We start from the raw sequence: 10,915 nt of genomic DNA, 5'->3' as shown, positions 1-10,915 counted from the left end.
CGACCGGCGAGACCCGCACGTCCACCTCCTCCGTGTACGTCCACCGGCCCGGCGTGACGAGTGTCTGCCCTCGTTCGGGGAGGTCATGGCCGCGCCGCCGGGACGGCCGGGGCCTCGGGCGCGGGCCCGGAGTGCTCGGGCAGTCCCTCGGCCCGGCGGGCCAGGTCGATGACGCCGCGCAGCACGGCCAGCGAGCCGTCGGACAGCCCGGAGGCGGAGGCGCCGATGGCGGCGGCCCGCAACTGGAGGTCCTCCACCGCGCCGGAGTCGAGCGACTCCTCCCCCACCAGCCACCCGACGCTGACCTGGAGGCAGGAGGCGAGCGCGCGCAGCACCTGGAGGGTCGGGTTGGCCTGCTTGCCGGTGCGGAGCTGGCTGACGTAGGCCCGGGTGATGGGGATGCCCGCCTCGGTGAGCTCGGCGGCCACCTGCGCGCCGCTCAGGCCCCGCTCTCTCAGCGCCAGGTCCAGCCGCTCGGCGATGTTCGCCACTCCGCACCTCCTGCCGCCCGGGAGACCCTCAGCGTAGGGGAATCCGGGGATCATGCGCGCCTTCGGCCGCCCGTAAACCTCCAGCGGGCCATCCATACCCAACTGGAAAGTGTCAGTTGACACATCTTCCCACAGAACGCCACTATCGGACCGACACCTGGAAAGTGAGACTTGACAGCCGGACGGTTCTGGAGAGTCGCCGGCGAGGAGGTGGCCGGAGTGACCGCCGAACCGCAGAACGGTTCCTGGTTCGCCAGGCGGCCGAGGGCTCCGCAGGCACCAGATCGGGTGATCCTGCGCATCTGCGCCCGCGTGGTACCCCCTGACAAGCGCGTCCACGTCGCCAACATGCCGCTCGGCGGCGTGGAGGTCTGGGTGGACGGCAACGGCGACCGCTGGGTCCACTACCACCGGATGGCCCGCGAGCTGCGGCTGGCCGGCTGGCACACCGAGGTCGCCGCCGAGCGGCTGATGGTGCTCGGCTGGAGCGCCGAGTGCCTCGTCCACCGGGTCCGGATGCTCGACGCCGCCCTCGCGGGCCGGCTGTCCGACTACACCCGTACCGCCCGCGCGGCCTTCACGCTCGGCACCCGGCTGCGCGAGCAGAAGGTGCCCGCCGACGAGATCGCCATGAGGGTCCGCGACCACGTCGGCCGTGAGCTGCGCTGGCCCGACCGGCTCGCCGAGCTGGACGGTCTGGAGCGCACCGCGTCGCTGGAGCCGCTGCGGCTGCGGCTGGCGCAGGTCACCGGCCTGGAGGCCAAGGTGAGCCGCCGCTGCGCCGAGCACCTGACGCTGGCCTCGCAGGTCGTCATGTCGCTGCTCGGCCCGGACGCCGGCCGTTCGACGCGCCCGTGGACCAGGGCGCCCGGGCGACTGGTCGGGATCACCGAGCGGATGGTCGCGGCCAGCGTGCCGAACCGTCCCGAGGTGCCCCGGCCTGAGACCGTCACCGTCGCCCGCAGGGACCTGGCGGAGACGCCGCGATGACCCTGACGCCCGTTCGCGAGCACGTCGCCGGCCCGTTCGTCGGGCCGGTGGCGCGGCCCCGGCTCCTGGTCCGGGGGCGCTTCGTCGTCCTGCGGCTGATCGCCTGCGGTGTCGTCATCGCGATCATGGCCGACAGCACGGCGACGACGCTGGCGATCCCCGTGCTGAGCCGCGACCCCATCGCGGCGTCCCTGCCGATGGCGGAGATCACGTGGGTCAGCACGATCAACTTCGCCGCGGTGGCCGCGCTGCTGGCCACGGCGGGCCGCTTCGCCGACCTGCTGGGCAGGCGCAGCGTCCTCGCGGTCGGCCTGGCCCTGTACGGGCTGGGTGCCGCGGCGGTCATCGCGACCACGTCCTTCCCGCTGCTCCTCGGCGGGCGGCTGGCGCAGGGCGTCGGCGCCGCGCTGATGTTCCCCGCCTCGCTCGGCCTGCTGCTGGGCGAGCTGCCGGCCAACCGCCGCGCCGGCGCGGTGGCGCTGTGGAGCGCCTCCTCCGGGATCGGCGCGCTCACGCTCCAGGCCGGCGGCGGCCTGCTGGTGGCCGAGTACGGCTGGCGCGGCCTGTTCCTGCCGAGCGCCGGCCTGGCCGCGGCCCTGCTCATGCTGACCCCCGCGCTGCCCCGCTCCTTCGGGCAGGTGCGGCGCGTGCCCGACGTGTTCGGCACGCTGCTGCTCATCGGCGCGATCGCCGCGGCCGTGCTCGCCGTCTCCCAGGGCGGCACGTGGGGATGGACCTCCCCGCGCATCCTGGGCTGCGCGGCGGCGGCCGGGCTCCTGCTGGCCGGGGCCGTCGCCACGTCGTGGCGCCACGCGGCCGGCGCCATCGACATGCGGCTGTGGCGGCGGCCCGGCTTCCTGTGGTCGGGCGGGGCGTCCCTGCTGTACGGCGCCGCCTCGTTCGTGGTGCTGGCCCTCGGCCCGCTCTACCTGAAGAGCTCCGGGTTCGATCCCGTGACGATCGGCCTGTGGCTGACGCCCATCTCGCTCGCGATGATCGCGGGCAGCCCGCTGGCCATGCTGGCCGGGCGCCGCATCGGCCTCAACGCGGTCATCTACGCCGGGGCCCTGCTCCTCGGCGGCGGCTGCGCCCTCATGCTGGCCAACCCCTACCCGAACGTCCTGACGCTGGTGGCCGCGCTCATGCTGGGCAGCGGCTTCGGCGCCCTGTCCACCGGCACGTTCACGGTCGGGACGATGGCCGCCCATCCCACCCAGTACGCCTCCGCGGTCGGCGCCGTGAACACGGCCCGCATGCTGGGCGGCGCGATCGGGGTGGCCGGCGCCTCGGCCCTGGTGGACCAGCCGGTGCTGGACGGGCCGATGCCGGGCTTCGCCTCCGCGATGGTCGGCTGCCTGATCGTGGCCGTGGTCGTCGGCACCGTGGCCCTGGCCCGCGTCGCCGGAACGCCACGCCGCCGGGCCGCGCGCCTGTCCAGGCGTGAGGCCGAGGCAGAGCTGATCATGCTGCGCCGGCTGCTGGCCGAGCTGCGCGACAGCTTCGTCCAGGTACGCGACGAGGCGGAGGAGGAGCTGGCCCGCTTCGGCGCCCGCGACCTGTCCGCCCACCTGCCCACCCAGCGGGCCGCCGAGCGGCTCTGAGCCCTGAAACCAGTCCCGTGTATCCGCCCGTGAAGCCGCGCTGACAGGAGTGGACCATGCTCACCGATGAGATCCGCAGGCCGTACCAGCACCCGTACGGGGTTCCCGCCCGTGGTGAGAGGCCGGCGCCGCCGCCTCCCCGCCCGGCTGAGGACGACCGCGTCACCACCGCGGCGGCCGAGCGCACCGTGCACCGGCTGCACCACATCAGGCAGGTGTCCGACCTGGCCATCAGCGTCATCGACCAGGCGCTCGAGCACGCGTCCTGAACCCCTCACCACCCCCCGCAGGAGGAAACCATGGTCACCATCAAGGTCGAATGCCCGGCGGAGGTCGCCGCGGAACGGCAACGGGAGTTCGCCGACACCGTGATCGGGGCCGCGGTGCACCTGCTCGGCGCCGAGCGCGCCGGAGTGCGGCTGGACGTCACGGCCGACGTTGACGACGCGCGGACCCGGCGCGAGACGGAAGACGCGCGGACCTTGCGCGAGATGGAGAACGCGCGGACCCGCCGTGATGAGGAGCAGGCGCGGGCCCGGCGCGAGGTTGACGAGGCCCGGGAGCGGCGTGAGGCGGCCTTCTGGGCCGCGGCTTGGTCGGGTTGCTGATGACGGCCGGACTCGCTCCCTCGCCCGTCCTGCCGGAGCGGACTCCCGTGCTGCCGGAGCGGCTCGTCCGCCGGGGGATCGGCGGCGCGATCCCCGCCCGCCGGGCCGGTGTCGCGCGGCCGTGGATCACCACGGTGCCGGTGCCCCCCTCCCCGTCCGTGGCCCCTGCGGAGGGGTCGAGCGCGAGCACGGTGGCGGTGGCGCTGCGGAGCAAGGCGAGCGCCGTCGCGGACGCCGAGCTGGGCCGGCTCGCCTCCCGCGCGCCGGGGCTGGACGCCTCCGCCCGCGACGAGGTGCGCGACGCCGTCCAGCGGGTGGTGGACGCCTTCCTGGAAGGGCCGCTGACGCGCCTGACCCGCCACTCGGGTTCCCCCTCGGGCGAGCGGTACGCCGACGCGCTGCGGACGTTGTTCGGCCTGGACCCCGGGAGGACCACATGAAGCGGGGCAGAGTGGGCGTGATCGTGCCTCCGGCGAACCCGGCGGCGGAGCCCGAGCTGGCGCGCCTGCTGGGCTCCCGGGCCGACATGCACGTCACCCGGCTCCCGGTACGGCCGGGGCTGACCCTGCCGGAGCGGCTGGAGACGTACAACGAGGCGCTGCCCGCGATGATCTGCTCGTTCGGCGACCTGCCGCTGGACGCGATCGTGATGCTGTGCAGCGGCTCACGCTACCTGCTCGGCCCGGACGAGGACCGGCTGCGGTGCGACGAGCTGAGCAGGCGCTTCGGTGTGCCGTTCGCCACGGCGACGGTGGCCACGCTGGACGCGCTCGACCACATCGGCGCCGAGGACCTCGTGCTCGTCTCGCCGTACGAGCCGTGGCTGACGGAGCTGGCCGAGCGGTTCTGGAAGGCCGCCGGCATGCACGTCACCCGGGTGGTCGAGGTGCGGGCCCGGGGCCGGTTCTCGCCGTACAACGTGACCCCGGCCGAGCTGGTCGAGCAGGTGACGGAGGCGGGGCTGCCGGACGACGCGGTGGTGCTGTTCAGCGGCACCGGCATGTCGACGCTGCCCGCGCTGCTGTCCATCGGCGCCGGCAACGACCGGGTCCTGCTCACCTCGAACCTGTGCAGCTCCTGGTGGGCGCTGTCGCGGGCGACGGGCATGCCGATCACGCTCGGCCGGGCCCCGCACCGCCCGGCCGCGCAGGGGCAGCGGACATGAGCGGCGTCGCCGTGGTCGGCGCCGGCCCGGTCGGGCTGACGGCGGCGCTCACCCTGGCCAGGGCGGGCGTGCCGGTGACCGTGTTCGAGCGGGAGGCGGGCCTGGCCCGGCAGTCGCGGGCCTCCACCTTCCATCCGGCCACGCTCGACCTGCTGGACCACCTCGGCGTCGCCGAGCCGCTCATCTCCCGCGGGCGTGTGGTGAGCCGCGTCCAGTGGCGCGACCGGGCCGGCGAGGTCCTGGCCGAGATGGCGATGGGCAGCCTCGACGGGCTGACCCGGCACCCGTACCGGCTGCACGCGGAGCAGTCGTCGCTCACCCCGCTGCTGCTGGCGGCGCTGTCCGCCGAGCCGGACGCGGACGTGCGGTTCGGCACGGCCGTGGACGGGGTGGCCGAGGGCGGCACCGGCGTGCGGCTGCGCATCGGGCGCAGCTGGGCGCGGGCGAGGTACGTGGTGGCGGCCGACGGCGCGCACAGCACCGTGCGCGGCTCGCTCGGGCTGCCGTTCCCCCGCTCCAGCTACCCGACGCAGGCGCTGCGGGTCTTCACCGACTCGCCGCTGGACGAGCTGCTGCCGCGGCTGGCGCCGCTGACGTACGTGCGCGACGTCGGCCAGTCGTGCAGCCTGCTCGCCCTGCCCGACCACTGGCGGATCGTGGTGCGCATCCCGTGCGACGCCCGCAACCCGCTGGCCACCTCCACCGTGGCCGCGCTGGTGCGGCGGGCGCTGCCCGGGGTCAGCCGCCCGGTACGGGTCATCGGCGCCGACCGGTACGGCCTGGCCCGCGGGGTGCTCGGCTCCTTCCGGTGCGGCCGGGTGCTGTTCGCGGGCGACGCGGCGCACCTGACCTCCACGGCCGGCGGGCTCAACATGAACGCCGGCATCCACGACGCCGTCGAGCTCGGCGCCGTCCTCGCCGACGTCATCGGCGGGGAGGCCGGGCCGTCCGCGCTGGACGCGTGGGCGTGGCGGCGGCGCGGCGTCCTGCTCGACCACGTGATCCCGCGCAGCGAGGCGCGCGTCGCCGGCGTGCAGGACCGCGACACCTCCCGGCTGGCGGCCGCGATGGCCGGGCTGCGGGCCATCGCCGGCGACCCGGACGCCACCCGCGTCTACCTGGCGCAGGCGTCGATGCTGGACACCCTCCCGGGCGGCATGCCGACCGGCGGGGCCGACACCCTGCCCGGCCGTCCGCCCGGACGCGCCCCCGACCGCGTGCTGGACCCCGTTCCCCATTCCGTGAGGCAGAGCTGACATGCGCATCTGGTTCCAGAAACACACCGTCGAGGGCCGCACCCCGCTTCTGGACAAGCTGTACGCCGAACACCTGGCCCTGGTGTCCGCCCCCGGCACGACCGTGGAGATCCACACGCTGCCGCCCGAGACGTACGGCACGGCGCTGCCCGAGCACCTGGTGGGCTACGGCGAGATCGGCCTGCTGTTCGGTCACTACTTCGCGCAGACCGCGGTGACCGCCGAGCGGGACGGCTGCGCCGCCTGGATCAGCGGCGCCGGTCAGGACCCCGGGCTGGCCGCGGCCCGCACCAGGGTGTCGATCCCCGTCGTCGGCTACGGCGACGCGGTCTGGCAGGCCGCCCGGATGGAACGCCACCGCCTCGGCGTGCTCGGATTCATCCCGCACCTGGCCGAGCCCATCACCGAGAACATCCGGGCCGCCGGCGCCGACCTGGCCTCCTACCAGATCGTCGAGCGCGGCGCGGACGTCGTGCAGCGGGCGCTCGCGCAGGACTTCGAGCCGTTCCTGGACGCCTACACCGAGGCCGCGCGCCAGGCCGCCAAGGCCGGCGCGCAGTGGCTGGTGCCGGCCGAGGGCATCCCGAACGTGATCCTCGTCCACCTGCGCGTCCACGAACTGCACGGCCTTCCCGTCATCGACCCCGGCGGCCTGGCGATCAAGACGGCCGAGCACTTGTGCGAGCTGCGCGCGCTCAACATCACCGCGCGCAGCACCGCCGGCTACTGGATGCGGCGCCCGCCCCAGGCCGCCGTCGAACACGCCGAGCGGGTGCTGCTCGGCAAGGTGATCGGAGACTGACCATGAGTTACCCCGCCGAGCGTCCCCGCCGCCTGCGGCGCACCCCCGCCCTGCGCGGGCTGGTGGCCGAGACCCGCCTGCACCCCGCCGACCTGATCCAGCCGCTGTTCGTCCGCGAGGGCCTGGCGGAGCCCCGTCCCATCGCCTGCATGCCCGGCCAGGTCCAGCACACCCGCGAGAGCGTGCGCAAGGCGGCCGCGGCCGCCGTGCGGGCCGGCGTGGGCGGGCTGCTGCTGTTCGGCATCCCCGAGAGCAAGGACCACGACGGGCGCGGCGCCTGGGACGAGCACGGCATCACCCAGCTCGCCCTCGCGGACGTCGCCGCCGAGGTCGGCGACGCCACCGTCGTCATCGGCGACATCAACCTGGACGAGTACACCGAGCACGGGCACGTCGGCATCCTCGACGCCCGCGGCGACGTCGACAACGACGCCACCCTGAGCGCCTACGCCCGCGTCGCCGTCGCCCAGGCCGCGGCCGGCGCCCACATGGTGGCGCCCAGCGGCATGATGGACGGCCAGGTCGGCGCCATCCGCCGCGCCCTCGACGCCGCCGGCCACCACAACCTGCCGATCATGGCCTACGCCGCCAAGTACGACTCCGCCTTCTACGGCCCGTTCCGCGACGCGGTCGAGTCGCGGCTGACCGGCACCCGCTCCACTCACCAGCAGGACCCGGCCAACCTGCGCGAGTCGCTGCGCGAGGTGCTCCTCGACGTGGACGAGGGCGCCGACATGGTGATGGTCAAACCGGCCGGCCTCTACCTGGACGTGGTGCGCCGCGTCGCCGACGCCGTCAACGTGCCGGTGGCCGCCTACCAGGTCTCCGGCGAGTACGCCGCGATCGAGGCCGCCGCCGCCAACGGCTGGCTCACCCGCGATCGCGCGATCCTCGAGAGCCTCACCGCGATCCGCCGGGCGGGCGCGGGCAGTGTGATCACGTACTGGGCCACCGAGATCGCCGAACGGCTGCCCCGCTGACCCCCGGAGCGGCCCCGATGCCGGACCCCAAGCCCGAACCGCGGAGAGGAGATGCGACCCGGATGTGGCGCACCCTGTCGGAGGACGCACGTGAGGCCATCCTCGAACTGTGCGACGGCTACGGGCCGCACCTGTACGACTACTGCCGGACGGAGTTGTCGTCGAGCGACGCCGAGCTGGCCGTCGCGGGCACCCTGCTGTCCGCGCACGCCTGGGCCGACCGGGTCGACCAGTCGTCGCCGCTGCGGCCCTGGCTGTACGCGCTGGCCCGCGCGCACCGCTCGTACATCTCCACCCCCACCAGCGTCGGCTCCTGGTCGCGGCCCGGCCGGATGGCCGACCTGCTGCCCGAGGCCCTGCGCGCGCTCGCCCCGCCGCACAGGGAGCTGCTCGACCTGTCGGTACGGCACGGGCTGACGACCGACGAGATCGCCACCATCTTCGACGCGGACTCCGACCAGGTGGAGACGATCATCCTGGAGGCGGCCGACGGGCTGGAGGAGTGGTTCGCCGCCGTCATCGCCGCCAGGACCCGTCACGGGTGCGCGGCGCTGGAGTCGCGGGTGACGGACTGGGCCTCGGCGCCCGGGCGGCGCACCCGCGCGCGGATCAGCCGCCACATCGCGCACTGCGACGTCTGCCAGGGCGCGCCGCGCGTCATGGTGGCCGACACGCTGCTGCGGCAGATGCCGATCGCATCGGCGCCCGGCACGCTGCACGAGCAGCTCGCCTGGGCGCTGCCACTGCCGGACGAAGCGGGACTGTGGCGGGAGGACGGCTTCCCGGCGCAGACGCGCGGGCTGGCCGAGCCCGCGCCGCCACCCATCGCTCCGGTCCCCGGCCCCACGGCGGGGACCTGGGAAAGCTCCGGGCCGGCGGCGGGCGCGGCCGCCGCCGGCCCGGAGCACACACCTGACCCGGCCGCGCGCCGCCCACCCAGCAAACACGCCCGTCCCGGCCCACCGGACATCCTTCCGCGCCGTGCGAGCGTGCCGGGTGCCGTAGCGGCCCGTGCCGACTCCCCTTCCGGCCGGCCTTCCGTGCCGGTCGCCGAGACCCCAGGCGGGGCCGCCCGGACCGCCGCCTGGACCCCGGACCCGGCCGGCCAGTCCCCGGACTGGTCGCCGGACCGGGCCGCGGACTGGGCCATCGTCCGCCGCAACCGCGGAGGCGTGCCGTACCGGAACCTTCCAGCGGCGTCCGCTCATGACCGGATCAGCAGTAGCGGCCCGGCCGGTCAGGAGCGGGCCCCCTCACGCCGGGCCGAAGGTGGCCCGCCCTGGGAGCACCACCCGGACGATGGCCCACTCACCTCCCGCCCCGTCCCGGCGGCGCCCCCGGTCCCGGCGGCGCCCCCGGTCCAGGCGCCACGTCGCGAGACGGCCCAGCCGCAGACGCCCCGCACCGGGGCTGCCCGTCCCGTCGTGCCGCAGATGCGCGTCCCTCCACCCGCGCCCGCGCCTACGTCTGCGCCCGCTCCGGCGGCGGCCCCGGCGGCGGGGGACTCTGCGGTGGGGGACTCGGCGGCGGGGGACTCGGCGGCGGGAGCTCGCGTGGCGGCCACGAGTCTGCCGACAGACCGCATGGTGGCCGGCTCGCCCAGGCCGAAGCGGACCGTCCCCCTGAGCGCCCCGGTCATGGCCGACGCTCCGCCCACCGCCCGCCCCAGGGCCGGAGCACCGAGCGGCGCCCCCGCCCAGCCGCACCAGGCCCCGGACGGATCCCCCGACCGCGCCTCCTCCCCCACCGACCCGTCCGACGCCCCGGTCCAGGCGCCCCGGCCGGTCGCCGGCGGGCGTCCGGGGACCGCCCATCGGCCGCCCCCCTCCTCCGCCCGCGTGCACGGGGTGATCACCATCCCGGGGCCCCGCCGGCCCCCCGAGGAGACCACCCGCCCCCCGCGGGACGGCCGGGGCGCCGACGGCGTGCCGGGGTGGGCTCGCGGACGCGGCACCGACGGTCCGGGAGAGGGCCCGGCCGTCGGCTCCCCGCCGTTCACCGCGCCGCTCCGGTACGAGCCCGCGCCACCGCACGACGCCCACGTGGTGGAGCTGCACGCCGGCGGCCCCGACGAGTTCTGGCTCGACCGCCCCGACACGGCCGACGGCGAGTCGGGGCTGACGGTGCGGAACGTGGCCCGCGTCGGCCTGCTCGTGGGCGTCGGCCTGCTCGTGGCGGGACTGGCCTGGTCCGGTCTCAACGCCCGCCAGCGCATGACCGTGATCACCGAGACGGGCTCCGACGGCCCGGCCCTGACGCCGTCGCCGGACGGCCGCCCGTCCCCCGGCCCCGCGGTCCCGGTGCCCCCGCCCGAGCCCGCCGCCGTCCCGCCGGCCGCGACCGTGGCCCCCAGCGGGGCCCCCGCCGTGACCCCCACGGCGGGGTCCCCGGCGAACCGGACGGGCGACACCGGCGCGGCGGACGACGGCAAGCGGGAGGGCCCGGTCGTGGCCGGCACGATGAGGCCGGCCGACCGGCCGGCGGGACGCGAGGCCAGGCAACCGGCCGAGCGGCCGGCCAGGAAGCCCGCGGGGACACCCCAGCAGCCGGTGGCGCTGCCGCGGCCGCAGGCTCCGGTCGCGTTCCTGTCACCGGTGTCGATCAGGCTGGGCGCCCGCCGTACCGGCACGTTCGCGCTCGCCTGCAAGGGCGGGACGTGCCGCATCGCGTCGGCCGGCGGCGCCGGCGGCATCGCGGTGTCGGGCAGGTCGTTCAGGGTGAAGGTGCCCGCGGCCCGGCCCGGCTGCCAGGGCCGTCCGGTCACCCAGACCGGCACGATCGTCGTCCGCTGGGTCGGCGTGGCGCGCGGCGACGGCCACAGGACCTCCGGCACGACGAGCGCCGGCGGGACGCTGCGGCTGCGGGTCTCGTGGACCGTCGCCAAGGACCCGGGCGCGTACGTCCTGGACGGCGAGGGCAACGGCCACTGGACCAACTGCTCCAGGTACTAGGTTGATGCGGCGTCCGGCCGCCGAGGTGCCCGGGACGCGGGCCCGCGGCGGCCGACGGCTCCCGCCGCGAC

The 10,915-nt window shown here is 76.0% G+C and carries 11 protein-coding genes; 10 read left to right on the top strand and 1 reads right to left on the bottom strand.

Features of this window, described 5'->3' with window-relative positions; all coding sequences use genetic code 11:
- Nucleotides 1–83 precede the first annotated feature (83 nt).
- Entirely contained in the window at nt 84–491 is a 408-nt protein-coding gene (locus ABZS51_RS19080) for a helix-turn-helix domain-containing protein (RefSeq protein ID WP_355442436.1), read from the bottom strand.
- Nucleotides 492–662: 171 nt separating this feature from the next.
- Here ABZS51_RS19080 and ABZS51_RS19075 point away from each other — a divergent pair, with 171 nt between their 5' ends.
- The 10 genes from ABZS51_RS19075 to ABZS51_RS19030 all read left to right on the top strand — a co-directional run bounded on the left by ABZS51_RS19075 (nt 663) and on the right by ABZS51_RS19030 (nt 10,844).
- Complete coding sequence (locus tag ABZS51_RS19075) at nt 663–1,481, top strand: hypothetical protein (protein ID WP_310710860.1); 819 nt, start codon at nt 663–665, stop codon at nt 1,479–1,481.
- Entirely contained in the window at nt 1,478–3,082 is a 1,605-nt protein-coding gene (locus ABZS51_RS19070; RefSeq protein WP_310710859.1) for an MFS transporter, read from the top strand. The genes ABZS51_RS19075 and ABZS51_RS19070 overlap by 4 nt, the downstream gene beginning before the upstream one ends.
- A gap of 56 nt (nt 3,083–3,138) precedes the next feature.
- Nucleotides 3,139–3,351, top strand: coding sequence for a hypothetical protein (locus tag ABZS51_RS19065; protein ID WP_310710858.1), 213 nt, complete (start codon nt 3,139–3,141; stop codon nt 3,349–3,351).
- A gap of 30 nt (nt 3,352–3,381) precedes the next feature.
- Nucleotides 3,382–3,690 carry a hypothetical protein gene (locus ABZS51_RS19060; protein ID WP_355442432.1) on the top strand — a complete coding sequence of 103 codons (309 nt, stop codon included), beginning with the start codon at nt 3,382–3,384 and terminating at the stop codon, nt 3,688–3,690.
- The gene (locus ABZS51_RS19055) at nt 3,690–4,130 is read left to right on the top strand and encodes a hypothetical protein (RefSeq protein WP_355442429.1); all 441 of its coding nucleotides are present in this window, start codon (nt 3,690–3,692) and stop codon (nt 4,128–4,130) included. Before ABZS51_RS19060 ends, ABZS51_RS19055 begins: the two co-directional genes overlap by 1 nt.
- Entirely contained in the window at nt 4,127–4,855 is a 729-nt protein-coding gene (locus tag ABZS51_RS19050; protein WP_310710855.1) for a hypothetical protein, read from the top strand. The genes ABZS51_RS19055 and ABZS51_RS19050 overlap by 4 nt, the downstream gene beginning before the upstream one ends.
- Nucleotides 4,852–6,111 (top strand): FAD-dependent oxidoreductase, encoded by a 1,260-nt coding sequence (locus ABZS51_RS19045; RefSeq protein ID WP_355442426.1) that lies wholly within the window; start codon nt 4,852–4,854, stop codon nt 6,109–6,111. The genes ABZS51_RS19050 and ABZS51_RS19045 overlap by 4 nt, the downstream gene beginning before the upstream one ends.
- 1 nt (nt 6,112) lies before the next feature.
- Nucleotides 6,113–6,913 (top strand): aspartate/glutamate racemase family protein, encoded by an 801-nt coding sequence (locus tag ABZS51_RS19040; RefSeq protein WP_310710853.1) that lies wholly within the window; start codon nt 6,113–6,115, stop codon nt 6,911–6,913.
- Entirely contained in the window at nt 6,910–7,893 is a 984-nt protein-coding gene (hemB, locus tag ABZS51_RS19035) for a porphobilinogen synthase (RefSeq protein ID WP_355442442.1), read from the top strand. Before ABZS51_RS19040 ends, hemB begins: the two co-directional genes overlap by 4 nt.
- A 62-nt stretch (nt 7,894–7,955) precedes the next feature.
- Nucleotides 7,956–10,844: a hypothetical protein gene (locus ABZS51_RS19030; protein WP_355442422.1), complete on the top strand. Its 2,889-nt coding sequence runs from the start codon at nt 7,956–7,958 to the stop codon at nt 10,842–10,844.
- Nucleotides 10,845–10,915: the final 71 nt, after the last annotated feature.

This window comes from Nonomuraea sp. NPDC005501 (assembly GCF_040605905.1).
Lineage (GTDB): Bacteria > Actinomycetota > Actinomycetes > Streptosporangiales > Streptosporangiaceae > Nonomuraea.
This window is presented reverse-complemented; position numbering and strand designations above follow the sequence as displayed.

What these genes read in the sequence shown, in the direction of transcription:
- ABZS51_RS19070 (WP_310710859.1), top strand. Translation starts at nt 1,478, where the DNA reads ATGACCCTGACGCCCGTTCGCGAGCACGTCGCCGGCCCGTTCGTCGGG.
- ABZS51_RS19040 (WP_310710853.1), top strand. Translation starts at nt 6,113, where the DNA reads ATGCGCATCTGGTTCCAGAAACACACCGTCGAGGGCCGCACCCCGCTT.
- ABZS51_RS19030 (WP_355442422.1), top strand. Translation starts at nt 7,956, where the DNA reads ATGTGGCGCACCCTGTCGGAGGACGCACGTGAGGCCATCCTCGAACTG.
- ABZS51_RS19065 (WP_310710858.1), top strand. Translation starts at nt 3,139, where the DNA reads ATGCTCACCGATGAGATCCGCAGGCCGTACCAGCACCCGTACGGGGTT.
- ABZS51_RS19045 (WP_355442426.1), top strand. Translation starts at nt 4,852, where the DNA reads ATGAGCGGCGTCGCCGTGGTCGGCGCCGGCCCGGTCGGGCTGACGGCG.
- ABZS51_RS19050 (WP_310710855.1), top strand. Translation starts at nt 4,127, where the DNA reads ATGAAGCGGGGCAGAGTGGGCGTGATCGTGCCTCCGGCGAACCCGGCG.
- ABZS51_RS19060 (WP_355442432.1), top strand. Translation starts at nt 3,382, where the DNA reads ATGGTCACCATCAAGGTCGAATGCCCGGCGGAGGTCGCCGCGGAACGG.
- ABZS51_RS19055 (WP_355442429.1), top strand. Translation starts at nt 3,690, where the DNA reads ATGACGGCCGGACTCGCTCCCTCGCCCGTCCTGCCGGAGCGGACTCCC.